General features: G+C 41.9%; 17 protein-coding genes. 8 read left to right on the top strand and 9 right to left on the bottom strand.

Going from position 1 to position 19,302, the window contains the following annotated elements:
* The first annotated feature begins 23 nt into the window (after positions 1-23).
* From NMK93_RS16745 to NMK93_RS16780, 8 genes are all read left to right on the top strand, one after another.
* Positions 24-1,187, top strand: a complete 1,164-nt coding sequence (locus tag NMK93_RS16745) for a class I SAM-dependent RNA methyltransferase (RefSeq protein ID WP_093101489.1) — start codon at positions 24-26, stop codon at positions 1,185-1,187.
* The gene (locus tag NMK93_RS16750) at positions 1,168-1,836 is read left to right on the top strand and encodes an HD domain-containing protein (RefSeq protein ID WP_254529079.1); all 669 of its coding nucleotides are present in this window, start codon (positions 1,168-1,170) and stop codon (positions 1,834-1,836) included. Before NMK93_RS16745 ends, NMK93_RS16750 begins: the two co-directional genes overlap by 20 nt.
* 63 nt (positions 1,837-1,899) lie before the next feature.
* Entirely contained in the window at positions 1,900-2,745 is an 846-nt protein-coding gene (locus NMK93_RS16755; RefSeq protein WP_254529078.1) for a phosphodiester glycosidase family protein, read from the top strand.
* A gap of 15 nt (positions 2,746-2,760) precedes the next feature.
* Positions 2,761-3,522, top strand: coding sequence for a glycerophosphodiester phosphodiesterase family protein (locus tag NMK93_RS16760; protein ID WP_093101494.1), 762 nt, complete (start codon positions 2,761-2,763; stop codon positions 3,520-3,522).
* A 1-nt stretch (position 3,523) separates the two neighbouring features.
* Complete coding sequence (locus NMK93_RS16765) at positions 3,524-4,360, top strand: endonuclease/exonuclease/phosphatase family protein (protein WP_185217317.1); 837 nt, start codon at positions 3,524-3,526, stop codon at positions 4,358-4,360.
* Between the two features lie 194 nt (positions 4,361-4,554).
* Positions 4,555-5,340, top strand: a complete 786-nt coding sequence (locus NMK93_RS16770; RefSeq protein ID WP_254529077.1) for a DUF4197 domain-containing protein — start codon at positions 4,555-4,557, stop codon at positions 5,338-5,340.
* 1,010 nt (positions 5,341-6,350) lie between these two features.
* Entirely contained in the window at positions 6,351-7,604 is a 1,254-nt protein-coding gene (pepT, locus tag NMK93_RS16775; RefSeq protein ID WP_254529076.1) for a peptidase T, read from the top strand.
* A gap of 31 nt (positions 7,605-7,635) precedes the next feature.
* Positions 7,636-8,202, top strand: coding sequence for a nitroreductase (locus NMK93_RS16780; RefSeq protein WP_185213969.1), 567 nt, complete (start codon positions 7,636-7,638; stop codon positions 8,200-8,202).
* A gap of 57 nt (positions 8,203-8,259) precedes the next feature.
* Here NMK93_RS16780 and NMK93_RS16785 read toward each other — a convergent pair whose 3' ends face one another.
* From NMK93_RS16785 to NMK93_RS16825, 9 genes are all read right to left on the bottom strand, one after another.
* Complete coding sequence (locus NMK93_RS16785; protein ID WP_254529074.1) at positions 8,260-8,841, bottom strand: energy transducer TonB; 582 nt, start codon at positions 8,839-8,841, stop codon at positions 8,260-8,262.
* Between the two features lie 50 nt (positions 8,842-8,891).
* On the bottom strand, positions 8,892-9,428 hold the full coding sequence (locus NMK93_RS16790) for an RNA polymerase sigma factor (protein WP_254529072.1): 537 nt from the start codon (positions 9,426-9,428) through the stop codon (positions 8,892-8,894).
* Between the two features lie 136 nt (positions 9,429-9,564).
* Positions 9,565-10,818 (bottom strand): YeiH family protein, encoded by a 1,254-nt coding sequence (locus NMK93_RS16795; RefSeq protein ID WP_185213966.1) that lies wholly within the window; start codon positions 10,816-10,818, stop codon positions 9,565-9,567.
* A gap of 7 nt (positions 10,819-10,825) precedes the next feature.
* Positions 10,826-11,746 (bottom strand): TIGR01777 family oxidoreductase, encoded by a 921-nt coding sequence (locus NMK93_RS16800; RefSeq protein WP_254529070.1) that lies wholly within the window; start codon positions 11,744-11,746, stop codon positions 10,826-10,828.
* A 2-nt stretch (positions 11,747-11,748) separates the two neighbouring features.
* A complete protein-coding gene (locus NMK93_RS16805) occupies positions 11,749-13,182 on the bottom strand; it encodes an NAD(P)/FAD-dependent oxidoreductase (protein WP_254529068.1) in 1,434 nt (477 codons plus the stop codon).
* 115 nt (positions 13,183-13,297) lie between these two features.
* On the bottom strand, positions 13,298-15,091 hold the full coding sequence (locus tag NMK93_RS16810) for an acyl-CoA dehydrogenase family protein (RefSeq protein WP_254529066.1): 1,794 nt from the start codon (positions 15,089-15,091) through the stop codon (positions 13,298-13,300).
* A gap of 71 nt (positions 15,092-15,162) precedes the next feature.
* Entirely contained in the window at positions 15,163-16,335 is a 1,173-nt protein-coding gene (locus tag NMK93_RS16815) for an acetyl-CoA C-acyltransferase (protein ID WP_185213962.1), read from the bottom strand.
* Between the two features lie 37 nt (positions 16,336-16,372).
* The gene (locus NMK93_RS16820) at positions 16,373-16,729 is read right to left on the bottom strand and encodes a four helix bundle protein (protein WP_254529064.1); all 357 of its coding nucleotides are present in this window, start codon (positions 16,727-16,729) and stop codon (positions 16,373-16,375) included.
* A 138-nt stretch (positions 16,730-16,867) separates the two neighbouring features.
* Positions 16,868-19,294, bottom strand: coding sequence for a 3-hydroxyacyl-CoA dehydrogenase/enoyl-CoA hydratase family protein (locus NMK93_RS16825; RefSeq protein WP_185213960.1), 2,427 nt, complete (start codon positions 19,292-19,294; stop codon positions 16,868-16,870).
* Positions 19,295-19,302: the final 8 nt, after the last annotated feature.

Consider the following 19,302-nt stretch of genomic DNA (forward strand, 5'->3'; position numbering starts at 1 on the left):
AGAATAAGTAACTTTGCACAAATATGGCAGAAGTTTTCAACAAACAGAATAAGGTAATCGTTACTTGCAACCGTAGGTTGTCCCCTTATTTGGAACAGGAAATCCGTGAATTGGGATTTGATATCAAACGTGCATTCAACACCGGTGTAGAGCTACAAGCCTCTGTAAATGAATGCATCAAGTTAAACTTAAACTTACGTATTGCGAGTCAGGTTCTCTATGAATTAAAATCATTTAGAGCCCATAATGCAGACGAACTTTATAAACAATTAGTGACTATTCCATGGGAAGATTTGATCCCGATCGATGGATACTTTTCGGTAACATCCCATGTCCACAACGAGACCATTACCACACCGCTCTTTGCAAACGTAAAGGTCAAGGATGCCATCGTAGACCGTATCAAAGATAAAAAAGGGATGCGCCCGAATTCAGGTCCAGACCTAAATCGTGCAGTTATCCACCTGCATTGGATGGAAGACCGCGCTGAAATCTTCTTGGATACTTCTGGGGAAACCTTGGCTAAGCACGGCTATAGAAAACATCCTGGGAAAGCTCCAATGTTGGAGGCTTTGGCGACTGCAACCATTATGGCAACCCAATGGGATGGCAAAACCCCATTCGTAAACCCGATGTGTGGTTCAGGTACCTTAGCTATCGAAGCTGCCCTAATGTGCCAAAACCGTAAACCTGGTTTGCAACGCATGAACTATTCCTTTATGCACTTCATCGGATACAATGAGGAGGTCTTCTTCGAGGAACGCCGTATATTAAAGGATATCACCGACAAGACTAACCTTCCCCATATTATTGCATCTGATATCTCTGCCGATGCAGTTGAAATTGCCAGACTCAATGCCCGTACCGCTGGTGTGGAACATCTGATCGAATTTGAAACCTGTGATTTTGCAGAAACTACTATTCCTGAAGGCGATGGTGTCATCATGTTCAACCCTGAATATGGCGAGCGCCTAGGTGTACATAGCAAACTGGAGATCACCTATTCCCGAATCGGCGATTTCATGAAACAGAGTTGCAAAGGATACCGTGGCTATATCTTCACTGGAAATCCAGACCTGGCCAAGAAAATTGGCTTGAAAGCTTCCAGAAGATTCGAGTTTTTCAATGGTAAACTAGACTGTAGATTATTGCAATACGAATTGTACGATGGCTCAAAAGACAGATAAGCAAGAACAGCTCATTCTAAAGACAGCTGCTTTTGTCGAAGATAAACTGAAAGATGCGGAGTCTGGCCACGATTGGTGGCATATCCTCCGCGTCTGGAACAATACCAAACTGATCCTGAAAGAAGAGGAAGCAGATGCCTTTGTATGCGAATTGACTGCCCTGTTGCATGATATTGCAGACAGTAAATTCCACAATGGGGATGAAAGCATCGGTCCTAGGGTAGCTGGCGAATTCTTGAAATCCATTGAAGTCGACGATATAGCCATCGAACATGTACAAAATATTATTTTGAACATGTCCTATAAAGCATCTTTAGGCGAAGTCAGTTTTCACTCCAAGGAACTGGAAATCGTTCAGGACGCAGACCGCCTCGATGCGATCGGTGCCATAGGCATCGCTCGTGCTTTTAACTATGGCGGTTATAAAAACAGGGAAATCTATAATCCTGAAATCCCCGCTCTGGAAAACCAAAGCAAGGAAGCCTATAAAAACACAACGGCTCCAACCATCAACCATTTCTATGAAAAACTGTTGTTGCTAAAAGATAAAATGAACACTTCGACTGCCAAGAAAATCGCTCTGGGCAGGCACCAACACATGGAGTCATTTCTGCAACAATTTTATAGCGAATGGAACGGAGATCGATAAATTAATAATATCTTAATATTAATTGGGTAAATTCGGGACATGTTTCATAAAAACATGCTCCGAATGAAATTCAGACAGCTAATTCATATTACTGTATTCTGCCTATTCTTATTTCCTAACCTAGTCTTCAGCCAAGAACAAGACTCCGTTCAAATTACCCATGCAAACTGGAATAAGAAAGAAATCAAAAAAGGCATCATTTGGTATCAAGGCCATTTTGAAAACCTATTCAATGCGGTCCAAGAAATCAATTGGGTAGAAATCGACCTGCACAAATACCACAAAAACATACATATTGCCGCAGAACCTTCCAAATTAATACCAACCTCTAGCTTTGCGGAACAAAACCAAGCATTAGTCGCCATCAATGCCTCTTTCTTTGACATGAAAAACGGCGGTTCGGTCGACTATCTCAAACTGAACAACCAAATACTGAGTCAGTCCAAAGTTAAACCCAATGCTCGGGCAAATGCTGTTTTTAGCATATCTAAGAAGAAACTGAGGATCCAAGAAAACACAAAACAAAACGTAGAAGAGTCCAAAGCTCCATCCATTATGGTTGCCGGACCTCTCCTATTGGTTGAAGGGCAATATGCAGAACTCGCAAAGAATGCATTCAACGACAACCGCCATCCTCGCACGGCTATTGCCATCAGTTCAAAACATAAATTGATCTTAATGGTTGTTGACGGTAGAAGCAATATGGCCAATGGAATGAACCTAAAGGAATTGAGCCAAGTATTGAAGTGGATTGGAGCAAAGGATGCGATGAACCTAGATGGCGGCGGCAGCAGCACCCTGTACATCAAGGGAGAAGGCAGCAATTCCATCGTCAATTACCCATCGGACAACAAGAAATTTGACCATGAAGGCCAGCGTTCTGTTGCCAACATTATATATTTAAAATAATTAGAATAAAATAAAATGAAAAAACAGGTATTTTTAGTAGCTATGACCATGATTATCCATGTAGGATTATTTGCACAGACTTCCATTATCGCTCACCGCGGAGCATGGAAAAACAGCAAAGTTCCTCAAAATTCAATTGCATCCCTAGATGCTGCAATCTCTCAAGGAGCATGGGGAAGTGAATTTGATGTGCACCTTACTAAAGATGATGTATTGGTGGTAAATCATGACCATGATTTCCATGGCCTAGAAATCGAAGACCTTACTTATCAAGAGTTATTGGCGAAAAAACACGATAATGGCGAGTCCCTCCCAACTGTTGAAGAATACTTAAAAGCAGGTTTGAAACAAAAGGGAACTAAATTGATCTATGAATTGAAAACAAGTAAGCTTGGTAAAGAAAGAACCATGAAAAACGTGGAACTTTCATTGGCCCTTGTCAAAAAACTTAAAGCTGAAAAAATGGTGGAATTCATTGCCTTTGATTGGGATGCATGCCTGAAATTCAGAGAACTTGACAAAAAGATCAAGGTTCACTACTTAAATGGCGACAAATCTCCAGCAGAGGTAAAAGCAGCTAAATTAACTGGGGTAGATTACCACTTCAGCATCTTCCAAAAGAACCCGAACTTGATCAAGGAATTCAAGGCACTGAAATTGAAAACCAATGCTTGGACCGTGAATAAAGAAGAGGACATGAAATTCTTTATTGATCAAAAAATTGATTTTATCACGACAGATGAACCTGAACTATTAAAAACATTATTGAACAAATAAGATGAAAAAACTATTAATCAGCCTAAGCCTAGTGCTATGCATGGGACTCTCCTATGCACAGAAAATGAATGTTGCCACTTTCAATATCAGGATGAAAACCGACAGTGATGTAGGCAACCTGTGGAAAGACCGTTATTCGCACCTGACTGACCTGATCAAATTCCATGAATTTGAAATCTTCGGTGTTCAGGAAGCATTTAAAGAACAGTTGAATGATATGTCGGCTGATTTGCCTGACTTCAAATACATCGGTGTAGGTCGTGATGATGGTGCTGATAAAGGTGAACATTCCTCCATTTTCTATGATACAAAACGTTTCGAGGTGAGTAAAAGTGGAACATTCTGGTTATCCCCTACCGATACGGAAAAACCTAACAAAGGATGGGATGCTGCCTTACCTAGAATCTGTACTTGGGGTATTTTCAAGGACAAATCAAATGGCAAGAAATTCATCTTTATGAATACGCATTTTGATCACGTTGGGATTGAAGCACGTAGAGAAAGTGCTAAATTGATCCTTGCCAAAGCGAAGGAGTTTGCAAAAGACCTTCCATTGATCTTAACTGGGGATTTCAATATCGATGAGACCAATGAAGCATATTTCACCCTTGCAAAAAGCGGTGTTGTGCAAGACGTCTACGATTTGGCTAAGATTAAATACGAACCAAATTCATCCTTCAATGCTTGGGGCAAGAACATCCAAGAGAAAGCAAGAATTGACCATATCTTTATCACAAAACCATTTAAAGTGCGTAAATATGGTATCTTGACCGATACCTATATGGGTAAATTCCCTTCAGATCACTTCCCTGTCATCGCAGAATTGAACTGGAAATAAAAAATATTGAGCAAGAAAAGGGCTCTTCACTAAACTGAGGAGCCCTTTTTGTTTTCAGTTCTTCTCTTTTTAAAGGATATAAGACCAAACGGCAGGCGTTACCGGATACAATTACACAATATTTCGGGCCGATACAACATATTCATCTCATAATTGTTATAACATTCTACTTATGAATTAGCTATTTTTGAATCATGAAACATTTCAAAAGCATAACCCTACTTGGCCTATTTAGTGCCAGCCTTTTTATCAGTGGCTGTGAAACCTTGAACCAAGCAGGAATTACCCTTCCACCACAAGGAACAGGTTCTACAAACCCCAACACGGGCAGTTCTGAAAGCGGTCAAACTACTGGAACGATTACCCAAGCAGAAGCCACTACAGGTATCAAACAAGCCTTGAACAATGGTCTGCAACAAAGTATACAGACACTATCTGTAAAAAATGGTTTCCTAGGGGATGCCGCAGTAAAGATCTTGATGCCGGAGGAAGCAAGGAAAGTTGAATCTGCATTGCGCGCGGTAGGGATGAATAAATTATGTGATCAGTTTATCGCCAGCATGAACCATGCAGCAGAATCAGCTGTGAAAGAAGCTTCAACGGTATTTGTAAATTCTCTGTCTAAAATGACAGTCAACGATGCTTTCAATATCCTATTGAGCGGACAACAAGATGCTGCTACCAATTATTTCAAAAAAACAACTTCCTCTGAATTGACAACCAAGTTTAGCCCCATCATTCAATCTGCAATGGGTAAAAACAATGTTTCAACATACTGGAATCAATTGACCAGCGCTTACAATAACCTACCATTAGGCAACAAGATCGAAACGGACCTGACTGCCTATGTAACCCAAAGAGCTATCGATGGCCTGTTCGTCAAGGTTGCTGACCAAGAGCTAAAAATCCGTAAAAACATTGGCGGGGCCAGAAACTCTGGTATCTTGGACAAGGTATTTGGATGGGTGGATAAGCAATAAGGGAGATATGAGATGGGAGATATGAGATTTGAGACTCTTTTTTGCTCCTTTTCGTAGCGAAGAAAAAACAAAACAGGTAGAATGAGTATTCTACCTGTTTTGTTTTTTCTGTATATCTTATTAAAAACCCCGAGCCGGGGGTGACATCTTTGTAGAATTAGGATGTTTGAAATGGTGAACCCATAGCGTTGGTGAAATAATTTTCAATAATGCTTCTTGAAGAAATAAAATAGATCGTTCGCGGTGCTCACGATGACAACATTCCAAAAATTAAAAACAATAGATTCTTCGCTTCGCTCTGAATACCTCTTTAGCGCATTTTGATTCTGAATGATTAGTGAAGAATCTGTACGGTTCTTCTCTTAAAGACTTTGTCATCCTGTACCTTCGTTACAGGAACTGTACGCCAATGCGATTATTTGTATGGTTCCGAGAACCTTCCTGCCTACCAATGATAAGTTTAATAGAAATGTGTTTCTAGCCATTAAGGAACATATTTGTTTTCCAAAAAAATCTCTTCTTTGCGACAAACTGCCCTAGAAGGGCAGAATTATTTTAGCATGGATGGTAAACAATAAAGGGCTAATGCAAAAACGATGTTCGATTAATCGAACATCGTTTTTGCGCGACTTCCAGGCTAACGTGCCATGGCAGCTAAAATAATGGAACCCAAAAAGGGGTTCTATATTTAAAAAAATAAAAGAGCTAATTTATTTTCATTACCAACTTGCTGTCATAACCTTCCAATAAATTCTGCGCAAATTTTTACTTCTCAGGTTGACACTGGAAAGGATATCTTTAAAATTTTTCAGGAACATCCCTTCGAGACTCCTTTTACCATTATTCGAGGCATATTGCGAAAATTCCGAATGTGTCTCGAATAAGGTCAAAATGATCTCTAAAGAAAATTTAAAATTTTAGAAAAGTAAGCTCGCATGCATACAGCCATATATTACGATTTAATGGCAGTGATTTTAGTTAAGAGGGTAATAAATTTGTAGTTTTGTTAAATGGAAATTAATCAGATTCATGATTTTCAGGTTGCTGAAAATTTTATCAAATATGTTCAGGTTGACACCCAATCTGACGCGCAATCAAGTACAGTACCTTCTACAGAAAAACAGAAAGACTTAAGCAGGATATTGGTCGAAGAATTAAAAGCTATGGGCATTGAAGACGCTCATTTGGATGATTTAGGCTATGTTTATGCCACTATCCCTTCGAACACCGACAAACAGGTGCCTGTTATCTGTTTCTGTTCACATGTAGACACTTCTCCAGATTCTTCCGGAACCAATGTTAAGCCTTTGGTCCACCAGAATTACCAAGGTCAAGACCTTGTTCTTCCCGATGATGAAAAAATCGTGATCCGCATGGCCGATCACCCTGATCTGAAGGAACAAATCGGAAATGATATCGTAACTGCCAGTGGAAAAACCCTGTTAGGTGCCGATGATAAAGCTGGAGTGGCAGAAATTATGGATGCTGCCCGCATCTTGATGAGCAACCCTGAAATTAAGCATGGCGATATCAAGATTTTATTTACCCCTGATGAAGAAATCGGACGTGGAGTAGACCATGTTGATTTGAAGAAATTGGGTGCTGAATATGCCTACACCATGGATGGGGAAAGAGCAGGAACCTTGGAAGATGAAACCTTCTCTGCTGATGGCGTGAAGATCAAGATTGATGGAATTTCCATTCACCCTGGTTATGCAAAAGGAAAAATGATCAATGCGATCAAGGTTGCTGCAGACATTGTAGATAGCCTTCCTAAGGATCGTTTATCTCCAGAAACAACCCATGCTAAGCAAGGGTTTGTACATCCGACCAATATGGAAGGTACAGTAGAGGAGGCGACCTTGAACTTTATCATCCGTGACCACGACACCAAAAAATTAGCGGAACACGAGGCTGAATTGGAAGCAATCGTTAAGGAAGTATTGTCCAAATATCCAGGAGCAAGCTATTCATTTCAAGTTAGCGAGCAATACCGCAACATGAAAGAGGTATTGGATAAGGATACGAAAGTGGTAGAGATCGCCATGATGGGGATCGAACGCGCAGGAATGAAGGTAGAAAAAAGAAGTATCCGTGGTGGTACAGATGGGTCTAGGTTATCCTTTATGGGACTGCCTTGTCCTAATATCTTTGCTGGTGGTCATGCCTTCCATGGCAAGCAGGAATGGGTATCCATCCAGGACATGCAAAAGGCCGTATTGACCATCTTACACATCGCAGCCCTTTGGGAAGAACTTTCATAATAAAAACAATAAAACTAGAAATTTAGACCATATGCTACAGAACGAAGTATTAAAGAACATAGAGTACAGAAGAGCGGTATTCCAGGCGAACTATACAGATCAAGAGGTTACCCGCGAGGAATTATTGACTATTTTGGAAGCGGCAAATGCAGCTCCTACGCATAAACGCACACAACCTTGGAGATTTGTGGTCTTCCGCAACGAAGGTTTGATCCGTTTGGGTGATGAATTAGCAAGAATCTACAAGTCGGTAACGCCAGCTGAAAAATATACAGAGGCTACTGAACAGAATATGGCCAAAAAAGCGACCCAATCTAAGGCTGCTTTAGCTATTATCGTCGATTATTCTGGTGACCTTCCTGAATGGGAAGAATTAGCTGCTACGGCTTGTGCAGTAGAGAATATGTGGTTGGCAGCAGCATCTATCGGTATCGGTGGATATTGGGCTACTCCTGGATTGATCAATCATATCGGTCCATTCTTGAACCTGAAGGAAAATCAACGTTGTATCGGATTTTTCTACATGGGACACCATGAATCAGAACCGAGAGAGCCGGTTAGAAGCCCGATCGAGGATAAGATCCGTTGGGAAGAATAAGCAATAAAAAAGGTCAAGGAAAATATCCTTGACCTTTTACTTATACCCATTACTATATTATTCAACCGCTATTGCCACGCCCCCATTTTCTCCAGTCCATCTTACTTTTTGTTCAATAAACGTCGAGATAATCGCATCTAAATTTTTATTGCTAGAGGAGGTCACTCGGATATTTTGAGGTTTCCCATCGGTTAGATCGAAAGTTACCTGCACATTCCCCCTGTCATGAATGTCCCTTAATTCGGAATTCAGTTCTTCATTGAATTTTTCCCAGCCTCCAATTGGTACTGCATCGGCATTTTCCATAAGCATAGACTGCACATGCATCTCATGTTCCATCAAAATAACTTCATTATTCCGTTCTGTTTTCTGATGGGTGATATATTTAAATAGGATCAGTGAGGACGCCACCAAGAATAAAACCGCAGCAGCCATCCCAACCGTCAACCTTTGCCAGTTATAGAATCTTCTCTTTTTATCCTCCGCTTTGGCTTCGATTTTCTTGGCCAATCGTTGCTGCAAAATGCTCAACTGATGGGAATCTACCCCTTGTTGGAGTTTGTATCCATCGATAGCATCCTGTAAAAAAGGATCGTTCAAGGCTTCACGTTCCATCTCGTACATCTCTTCCTTACTCATGAGTCCCATGACGTAATTGTGAATCCGCGTTAATTGATAATTATTTTCCATTACTTTTTCTCCATACAAATTTTAAGATTCCGCCTGCCGTTCTGTATATAGCTCTTTACTTTGGCTATATCATGTCCCGTCTGTTCGGCGATATCTTTATAACATTTCTGTTCCAGATAAAACATTCGGATGCAAAGCTCCTGTTCTTGGTTCAGGCCCGCGATACAGGATTCCAATTTTTCAAAGTCTTGCTCCCCCCATTTCTTTTCATCATCATCGTTAAGCATCTTCTCCGATTCATAGAGGTTTTCCTCGATGTCAACCTTCGTAATCTGCTTGTTTTTCCTTAGCTGCATTAAGCAAAAATTGCACGCATATACATAAACCCAACTCTTGAAATTATCCACCTCATACACGCGCAACTTATTTATTAGCTCATCGAAAATCTGCATGACCGCGTCTTGGCTTTGCTCGGCATCCTGAAGATACTTATAGCAAACACCATATAACAAGGACATGTATGGAGCATATAGCTTGCCTAGCGCATCCAAACTGCCTGTTTCTTTATAGTATTGCAACAACTGTTTTTCGTCCATGCTATTTTCTCTTCATGTATATGATGATTTCAGACCTGAATTTGCACAAATTATTTTAAATATTCCCATGGATAAACAGAAATAAAAAAGCCTCAAATCACGATGATTGAGGCTTGTATATTGTGGATTTCAAGGACTAACCAAACAAAGCGATGGCTAAGACCAGGGTTACAATGATATTGAAAGTTTGAGCAATCAAGAAAGCATACAGAGGTTTCTTATTGTCCTGTTTAAACAGATCCTTAAAGTTTGTTTCCAGACCGATAGAGGTAAAAGCAATGGCAAACCAAAGTCCTTGAACACTCTTTAAACTATCTTTGATGGATGCTGTGGTTTCGGGTGAAACCACAAAGGAGAACATCAGGGAAACAAATACAAAGCCGACCACAAATTTCGGGAACCTCTCCCAGATCAATTTCAAGGTTGGTTTTTCCCTTTTGGTTTTATCATCTACAGATTTGGAATAGGTCCAGTAGATACTGATGAAGAATGCCGCAATACCCAAAAGTACATTCTGCGAGAATTTCACGATGGTACTGATCTTTAGCGCCTCCTCACCCACTAGGGTTCCAGAAGCGGCAACTGCTCCACTCGTATCGATACTACCACCTAACCATGCACCCGTAACCTCTTGGGATAGCCCCATAAGTTCAGCTAGATAAGGCATAAAGATCATCATCGGCACGGCAGTCACCAACACCAATGAGATGATATAAGATAGTTTTTTATTGTCACCTTCGATTGCTCCCGAAGTTGCGATCGCAGCGGATACCCCACAGATCGAAACTGCACTGGAAAGCATCAGGGACATTTCTTTATCGATCTTGAATTTCTTACAGATCCAGAATGCAAAGTACCAAACGGACACGACTACAACCAGAGCCTGGATAAGGCCTAATGAACCCGCTTTTAAGATATCGCCAAATATGACCGTTGTACCCAAAAGAACCAATCCGATCTTGACATACATCTCGGTATTCAGGGCTGCTTTGAACCAATCGGGCAACTTGAAGAAGTTGCTGATGATCAAGCCGATAGCCAAACTGAATATCACTGCCTCTAGATTGAAACTCTTAACACCTGAATTTCCAGCCAATACCAAGGCAAAAAGGGTCAGGACATAGATAATCGGAAATACTATCAGCAATGCCTTGAGGCTTTTCTTGAGCAAGAGGGCTCCTAAGATAGCCGTTACGTAGACTAAGATGAATTGCAGGCCCATTGCTCCTAAATTGGATCCAGAAAGTACTTTTGAAGTGAGTTCAGTAGAGTTTGACCAGCCGAAAGATGGAACAGGTACTACGAAACCAAGCAGGGCAAGCCCAATGATTCCGAATCCCAAGATAACAACTACCCAATCCTCAGAGAGTTCAAATGTTTTGGCAGACATAAAATGTTTAAGTTGATGATTTAATTAATTGATCAAATGCGGGCTGAAGATAGGGAAAATTAAACTGAAAGCCATTTTTTAAAGTTAATAAAGTTGTTACCGGAACGCTTTCCAACAGGAGTGAAGAGTCCACTCCTTTTACGAATGCTCCCATCTTGGCCATGAAGGTTGGCAGGGGCAAACCAAACGAAACGCCTGATGCATGCCTTAATTTTTGCATAAACTCGGCATTGCTTACCGGATTAGGACTGCAGGCATGGTAAATATCGGCTCGATGGTCTGATTTGATGATCCAATCGATCATTCCCACAAAATCGGCTTCATGAATCCAAGCAATCATTTGCTTTCCATCTCCTACCTGTCCAGCCAAGCCCATCTTTGCCAATGGGTATAGCTCAGCAAACATACCTGACTTCTTGGTCAGGATGGGACTCATCCTCAAGATCAGTTTTTCTGTATTTGGCGTATGGGCAGCTAAGAAGGTTTTTTCCCAATCCTGCGCCAAGGAACCTAGGAAATCATTGGAATATTCCTTTGAAGTTTCATCTTTTAGAGATGTGCCGCCATTGAAAATGGAAACGCCCGAAAAGTTGATCCAGAGTTTTACCGGATTTTCCAATTGGGATATCGCTTCACCTAACAACCTGGTTGGACCCAACCTCGAGCTGCGGAGCAACGCTTTGTTTTTCTTGGTAAATCTTCTATTGATGGAAAGTCCACAGAGGTTGATTAGCACATCGGCACCTTCCAGTTCTTTCTGCCAGGAATCAAGGTTTTCGCCATCCCAATATACAAAGTCTAGCTTTGGATGGTGCTTGACCATACGCTTCCGACTCAGCACGATGATTTCATGGTCCTGTTCTCTAAACATACTGATCAATAAATTGCCTAAATTCCCGGTGCCTCCCGCCAATACGATCTTTGCCATAATTAAATTTTTATTTTGATGTGGTAATGGTCCTTCAATGCAATTCGAGCAGCATGGTACCCACACATCCCGTGAACACCACCTGCAGGTGGCGTTGAAGAAGAACCGATATAAACATTGGGATTGGAAGTGCGGTAAGGTGTCAAGGATTTGGTTGGCCTAGTGAACAGCTGCATAATATCCATCTGACCAGCATTGATATCTCCACCGATGTAATTTGGATTGTATTGTTCCAGCTGCCCGGTATTCATAGATGACCTTGCCAGAACGGTATCCCTAAAACCCGGAGCAAACCTTTCAATCTGATTCTCGATAGCTTCACTGCGGTCTGCAAAAGAACCATGGGGGACATGACAGTATGCCCAAGCTGTATGTTTTCCTTCCGGTGACCGGGTCGGATCAAATTTGCTTGGCTGCGCGAATAAGACAAATGGCCTGTCCACTAATTTGCCATTATAGGTATCCAATTCGTTTTTTGCAATTTCTGCAAAGGTATTCCCAATATGTACCGTAGCGGCAAACTGGCTTCTACCATCACTAAAGGGAGTAGGATCTGATAATGCCCAATCCATTTTAAAGACCCCCATGCCATAACGATAGGCTTCCAATTGCTTCCTATAGCCCTCCAGAAGATCTAAGCCTTTAATCTTTAATATCTGCAGTGGTGTGAGGTCAAGGATCAGCACCTTATGTTTTGGTAGATCACGTACATCTTCGAGCCAAAAATTGAGCTGCAGTTCTCCTCCCAGTGATTCATAATAAGCCAACATGGAATCAGCAATTGCTTGGGATCCACCGACTGGAATTGGCCAGCCGACTTGATGCCCCAACGTCCCTAACACCATCCCAATCGCTGCTGTACTCAATTTATTGAAGGGTAAGATGCCATGGGCCACCAATCCCGACCATAAGGCTTTAGCCTCAACGGTCTGGAATCGATCGGCAATGGCGTGCGCACTGCGCAATCCTGATAAACCGAACTTGGCCATCAACAATGGATTGTTAGGAAACCTTAAAGGTCCGAGAAGATCTTTCGAAAGGGAGTCCCAATTTTTGACAAATGGTGACAATAGTGCCTGATAAGCATTATAATCTTGCCCTAGCTCCTGCTGCATCAGCTTCATGTCCTGATGTAATACGACGGCTCGACCAGAGTCTAAGGGTTGGGAAACCTGAAAATCCGCGATTTTGAAAGCCAAGCCGAAATCCTCTAGCGGCAATGAGCGCATAAAAGGTGATCCAAGAGCCATGGGATGGATTGCCGAACATACATCGTGCTTGAAACCTGGAAGGGTAAGTTCTTTGGTTCGCATCCCGCCTCCTACTGTATCGGCACCTTCTACAAGCAAGGTGCTTAACCCTTGTCTTTGTAGGGTGATGGCGGCAGCAAGTCCATTGGGTCCGGATCCTATAATGATGGCATCGTAACTTTTCAAATCATCGGTATGAATCTTAAAGTTAAGATAAAGCAATGTGAATTGCTAAAATGAGGGGCTATAAAAAAGAAAAAGCCCCAATGCTGGGGCTTTAATCATAATCAACCTTTAATACTTAGAAACAGTATTTATTTTCTTCAATCAATTTCTTCGCAATTCTCTGGCGAGCTTCTTTGACATTGAACGGTTGTGCTTTTGTAAAGCGACGAAGACCTACCAACATCATGTTCAGCTCATCCCCTTCTGCAAAGGAATTTAACGCTTCTTTACCGGCAGCATTGACTTTGTCAATCGCTCCATATAGATATACTTTAGCCATATCAGCTGCATAGTCTGCATGCTCTCCCGGTTGCGTATGCTGCAGTTTTTCTGCACGCAACAATACCGATTCTGCAACATATACATAGCCGATAATATCAGCAATATTCATCAGGATTTCTTGTTCTTTGGACAAGGACATCATCAGTTTTTGAACCGCAGCACCAGCAATCATTAATCCCGCTTTCTTCAAGTTGGCAACGATTTTCTTTTCTGCAGCAAAAGGAGTTTCATCTTCAGGACCAAAGTCAGGAATAGACATCAGTTCTCCTGCCACAGCTTGAGCAGGTCCCATTAAGTCTAACTCACCTTTCATCGCGCGCTTCAACAACATATCCACCACCAATAGTCTATTGACTTCGTTCGTACCTTCAAAGATTCTGTTGATACGGGAGTCGCGGTAAGCTCTTTCCATAGGAGCTTCAGCGGAATAACCCATACCTCCATAGATCTGAACACCTTCGTCCACCACATAATCCAACATCTCTGAACACCATACCTTGATGATCGCACATTCAATGGCAAACAGCTCAACAGATTTTAATTTTGCTTTTGCTTCGTCCATTCCAGATGCGATCAATGCTTCATAGGCATCATCGATATTCTGTCCGGCACGGTATGCAGCCGATTCATTCGCGAATAGACGGGTAGCCATTTCTGCCAATTTATAACGGATGGCACCGAATTTTGAAATTGGCAAGTTGAACTGTACACGTTCATTGGCATAATTGATCGCAGTGGTCAATACGGCACGTGAAGAACCGATGGTGGCTGCTCCAAGCTTGATACGACCAATGTTTAGGATATTCACCGCAATCTTGAATCCGTTCTCTCTATCAGAAAGCATGTTCTCTACTGGAACAGGACAGTCATTGAAGAAGATCTGACGGGTTGAAGACCCCTTGATACCCAATTTATGCTCTTCAGGATTCATGGTGATACCACCGAAATCCTTTTCTACGATAAATGCCGTTAAGTTTTTATCATCATCAATCTTGGCAAAAACGATGAATACATCTGCGAATCCACCATTGGTGATCCACATCTTTTGTCCATTGATCAAGTAATGGGTTCCTTCAGCATTCAACTTCGCTGAGGTACGGCCAGAGTTTGCATCGGAACCTGAGTTAGGTTCTGTCAAACAATAAGCAGCTTTCCACTCACCTGTTGCCAGCTTAGGGATATATTTATCTTTCTGCGCATCATTCCCGTAATACAGGATTGGTAAGGTTCCGATCCCTGTATGGGCAGATAAGGCCACGGCAAAGGAGAAACCTCCTCCAACAGCATCAGCCACTAACATGGACGTATTGAAATTCTTACCGAAACCACCGTATTGCTCTGGAATCGATACGCCCAACATACCCAGTTCTCCAGATTTGTCCATTAGGCTCTGCATCAATCCTTCTTCTTGGGCATCGATTCTTTCCAATTTATTGAGAACCTCTGTATCCAAGAAATCAATACAGGTTTGACGGATCATTTTCGCTTCCTCATCAAACTCTTCAGGAATGAAAATATCAGTGTACGGAGTTTCACGAATGACAAACTCACCACCTTTGATTGCTTTATTTTTTACTTCTTCGCTCATGATATTCTTTTTGATTTAGAATAAGTGAACAAGCACCTTCTTCTGTTTTATATTTTGTTAGTTTATTTTGTCTACAGTAGTTCAAAAATACCTGCAGCTCCTTGTCCTGTACCCACACACATGGTAACCATACCATATTTCTTGCCTCTGCGTTTCAGCTCATGCAGCACCTGAACGGTCAATTTAGCTCCGGTACATCCCAGTGGGTGACCCAATGCAATAGCTCCACCATTAACATTCACCTTTTCTTCATCCAATCCCAGTTCACGGATTACGGCCAGCGATTGAGAAGCGAATGCTTCGTTCAATTCAAAAAGGTCAATATCCTCTTGTTTCAAACCAGCCTGTTTCAATGCCTTTGGAATTGCATAGATGGGCCCAATACCCATGATACGCGGTGGCACACCAGCAACGGCAAACGATACCAGTTTAGCGATCGGCGTCAGGTTCAATTCCTTCATTTTCTTCTCAGAAACCACCAGTACAAAGGCTGCACCATCCGAAGTCTGAGAGGAGTTACCCGCAGTCACGGATCCTTTGGCGTCAAACACCGGTCTTAACTTAGCCAAAGCCTCCAAAGAGGTGTCAGCGCGTGGACCTTCATCTGTATCAACCACATATTCTTTTGTAGTGATCTTGCCGTCCTTCACAAAGTTGTCTTTCACCTTGATCGGAACGATTTCATCTTTAAACTTACCGGCTTTGATCGCGGCAACAGCTTTTTCATTTGACTTCAGGGCAAATTTATCTTGATCTTCCCTTGACACCTTATAATCTGTGGCAACTGCTTCCGCCGTAAGTCCCATTCCCCAGTACCAATCCGGATGTTCCTTAGCGACCACGGCGTTCGGTACGATCTTCCAGCCACCAAATGGCATTCCCGACATCACCTCTACCCCACCGGCAATGATCATATCCGCCATTCCGGTTTTGATCTTCGCCACTGCCGTAGCAATGGTTTCCAATCCAGAGGCACAATAACGGTTTACCGTCAACCCAGGAACCTTATCGGTATCCAATCCCATCAGGGAGATAAAACGCCCAATATTAAGACCTTGCTCCGCCTCCGGCATTGCATTTCCAACGATTACATCGTCAATATCTTCTTTATTTACATTTGGAACCGATGCCATTAAATGCTTAATTACATCCGCCGCCAAATCATCCGCACGCATAAATCGAAATCCCCCTCTAGGAGCTTTCCCAACTGCTGTACGAAATCCTGCTACAATGTATGCTTCCATGTTTTAGTATTTAGTAGTTAGTATTTAGTAGTTAGACCTAGAGCTGCTTCAATTTCCTCTGAAGAACAAAACTCATTTTTTGGACTTCATATAGTTTGTTAATTAATCTGTCTAAATCGATATCTAATAAATAACCTAAATTTTTTGATATTATTAACTGTGTTTCCAATTCATAAGTCGAACCATGGGCTATTGCCAAAAATTGAACAAATGACTTATTGGAATTTCTTCCTGCTCCTTCAGCAATATTTGAAGGAATTGAAATTGCTGCCCGTTGAATTTGATTCACTAAGTTATATTTCTCTCTATCTGGAAAATCAGAAGTTATTTTATAAACATCTGAAACCAATTCAATCGCCTTCACCCAGAGCTTCAATTCTTTATAATTATGCATTTCTTAGTATTAAGTATTAGTACTAAAAAAAGGTATTCAACATTTCTTTAAATAAGGATAAACGACATTTTATCAATTTGTTAACCTTAAATTAAGTATCTCGGCCTTGTCTAAATACTAAATACTTAATACTAAATACTAATTTCTAAGTGGCTTTCCCGTCGTCAACATCGCTTGGATTCTTTCTAGGGTTTTGCGGGTTGCGCAGAGCTCTAAGAAGGCTTTGCGTTCCATGTCTAGAAGGTATTGCTCGTCGACTTCGGTTGGTGCGGATAGATCTCCGCCACACATCACCCAGCCTAGTTTTTCGGAAATCAGTTTGTCGTGTTCGGAGATGTAGTGTCCTGCTTCCATTGAGGATGCACCAACATATACGATTCCGAGACCTTGATTTCCTAGTACTTTGATGTTCTTGCGGTGTGCTGGTTGAACATAGCCTGCGTTTGCTAATTCCAGCGCTTTGGCTTTGGCATCGGCTAACAGGCGTGCACGGTTCATCGTGATGGCATATTTACCTTCCTGTAGATAGCCTAACTCAAAGGCTTCCACTGCAGAGGTAGATACTTTTGCTTGGCCGATGGTCAAGAAGCGATCTTTCATGAAATTCTGATCGATTTGATCCGGACGGTAATCATCAGATGCTCTTAAGGCAAATTCCTTGGAACCACCGCCACCTGGGATCACGCCAACACCAAACTCAACCAAGCCCATGTACGTTTCGGCATGTAGCTGAACAAAGTCGGCATGCATCGAGAATTCACATCCACCACCCAATGCTAGTTGAAATGGTGCTGCAACTACTGGAATTGCGGAGTATCTCAAACGCATTGAAGTATCTTGAAACATCTTAACGGCCATGTTCAACTCATCGTAATCCTGCTCAACCGCCATCATAAAGATCATACCGATATTGGCACCAGCAGAGAAGTTCTTGCCATCATTGGAAATGACCAATCCGCGGTATTCTTTTTCCGCCAGGTCAATTGCTTTGTTCAAGCCTTGGATGACATCGCCACCGATAGTGTTCATTTTGGTATGGAATTCACAGTTGATGATTCCATCGCCTAGGTCGATGATGGAAACGCCAGAGTTTTTCCAAATGGTCTTAGCCTCACGGATGTGGTCTAATACGATCAACTCTTCTGTTCCAGGGATCGGTTTGTAGGATTTAGAAGCGATGTCATAATAATGACGGACTCCATTTTCTACTTTATAGAAACTATCAAATCCTGCATCCAGCATATCTTTTACCCATTGGGCAACTTCGCCAGATTGTCCAGGAAGACGTTTTTCTTCTTTTTTGATCTTTTCTAGGGTTTCTTTTACGCCGAGTGCATCCCATACCTCAAACGGACCGATTTCCCATCCGAATCCGGCACGCATGGCATCATCGATACGGAAGAAATCATCCGTGATTTCAGGCACGCGGTTAGAAACATATTCAAACAAAGGATAATGCATCGCTCTGAAAAGCTCTGCGGCCTTGTCTGTACCCTGCTCGTAAACTTTCATGCGCTTACGGATATCTTCAACGGGTTTAGTCGCTTCCAATGTGGAAGACTTTACTTTTTGCTGTGGACCATAGGTCAGGTCCTTCAAGTTAAGGGAAAGGATTTCAGAATTGCCTTTGTCATCTTTTACCTTTTCATAGAAACCTTTTTTGGTCTTTTCGCCCAACCATTTATTTTCCACCATTTTGCTGATAAACTCAGGGAGTATAAAAACTCCTTTCGCTTCATCGTTAGGTGCATTCTGTTCCAGCCCTTTGGCTACATTCACTAGGGTATCCAAGCCAACAACATCCGCAGTACGGAAAGTTGCCGACTTAGGGTGCCCCATAGCAGGCCCGGTATATTTATCGACTTCCTCAACGGTAAGTCCTAATTTTTCGATAAGGTGTGTTACGGCCAACATGGAGTAAACGCCAATTCTATTGCCGATAAAGGCTGGAGTATCTTTACATAACACTACAGTTTTACCTAGCATTTTATCTCCATAAGCTACCAGGAAGTCTACAACTTCTTTTTTGGTATCCTTTGTAGGGATAATTTCCAATAAAGGGAGATAGCGTGGCGGATTGAAGAAGTGGGTACCACAGAAGTTCTCTTTGAAGTCTTGAGAACGGCCTTCTTCCATCAGATGGATCGGAATACCAGAAGTATTTGTTGTAATCAATGTCCCTGGTTTGCGGAACTGCTCTACTTTATCAAAAACTGATTTTTTGATATCCAAACGCTCAACAACTACCTCGATTACCCAATCTGCCTGAGCGATCTTGCTCATATCATCATCAAAGTTTCCTGTTGAAATACGCGTAGCAAAGGATTTGCTATATAAAGGTGCAGGGTTTGACTTGATTGCCGTATCCAAAGATTGGTTCACAATACGATTACGGACAGCAGGGCTTTCCAATGTTAAGCCTTTTGCTTCTTCTGCTGGCAACAGCTCTTTAGGAACAATGTCCAAAAGCAATACCTCTAAACCTATATTAGCAAAGTGGCAAGCAATTCGAGAACCCATTACTCCGGATCCCAATACAGCTACTTTTTTAATATTTCTATTCATATCACGTA

Origin of the sequence: Sphingobacterium sp. LZ7M1, from assembly GCF_024296865.1 — a bacterium.
Classification (GTDB): domain Bacteria; phylum Bacteroidota; class Bacteroidia; order Sphingobacteriales; family Sphingobacteriaceae; genus Sphingobacterium.

Excerpts from the sequence above, each read along its gene's own strand:
- NMK93_RS16745 (WP_093101489.1), top strand. The coding sequence starts at position 24 with ATGGCAGAAGTTTTCAACAAACAGAATAAGGTAATCGTTACTTGCAAC.
- NMK93_RS16750 (WP_254529079.1), top strand. The coding sequence starts at position 1,168 with ATGGCTCAAAAGACAGATAAGCAAGAACAGCTCATTCTAAAGACAGCT.
- NMK93_RS16755 (WP_254529078.1), top strand. The coding sequence starts at position 1,900 with ATGAAATTCAGACAGCTAATTCATATTACTGTATTCTGCCTATTCTTA.
- NMK93_RS16760 (WP_093101494.1), top strand. The coding sequence starts at position 2,761 with ATGAAAAAACAGGTATTTTTAGTAGCTATGACCATGATTATCCATGTA.
- NMK93_RS16765 (WP_185217317.1), top strand. The coding sequence starts at position 3,524 with ATGAAAAAACTATTAATCAGCCTAAGCCTAGTGCTATGCATGGGACTC.
- NMK93_RS16770 (WP_254529077.1), top strand. The coding sequence starts at position 4,555 with ATGAAACATTTCAAAAGCATAACCCTACTTGGCCTATTTAGTGCCAGC.
- pepT (WP_254529076.1), top strand. The coding sequence starts at position 6,351 with ATGGAAATTAATCAGATTCATGATTTTCAGGTTGCTGAAAATTTTATC.
- NMK93_RS16780 (WP_185213969.1), top strand. The coding sequence starts at position 7,636 with ATGCTACAGAACGAAGTATTAAAGAACATAGAGTACAGAAGAGCGGTA.
- NMK93_RS16785 (WP_254529074.1), bottom strand. The coding sequence starts at position 8,841 with ATGAGTAAGGAAGAGATGTACGAGATGGAACGTGAAGCCTTGAACGAT.
- NMK93_RS16790 (WP_254529072.1), bottom strand. The coding sequence starts at position 9,428 with ATGGACGAAAAACAGTTGTTGCAATACTATAAAGAAACAGGCAGTTTG.
- NMK93_RS16795 (WP_185213966.1), bottom strand. The coding sequence starts at position 10,818 with ATGTCTGCCAAAACATTTGAACTCTCTGAGGATTGGGTAGTTGTTATC.
- NMK93_RS16800 (WP_254529070.1), bottom strand. The coding sequence starts at position 11,746 with ATGGCAAAGATCGTATTGGCGGGAGGCACCGGGAATTTAGGCAATTTA.
- NMK93_RS16810 (WP_254529066.1), bottom strand. The coding sequence starts at position 15,091 with ATGAGCGAAGAAGTAAAAAATAAAGCAATCAAAGGTGGTGAGTTTGTC.
- NMK93_RS16815 (WP_185213962.1), bottom strand. The coding sequence starts at position 16,335 with ATGGAAGCATACATTGTAGCAGGATTTCGTACAGCAGTTGGGAAAGCT.
- NMK93_RS16820 (WP_254529064.1), bottom strand. The coding sequence starts at position 16,729 with ATGCATAATTATAAAGAATTGAAGCTCTGGGTGAAGGCGATTGAATTG.
- NMK93_RS16825 (WP_185213960.1), bottom strand. The coding sequence starts at position 19,294 with ATGAATAGAAATATTAAAAAAGTAGCTGTATTGGGATCCGGAGTAATG.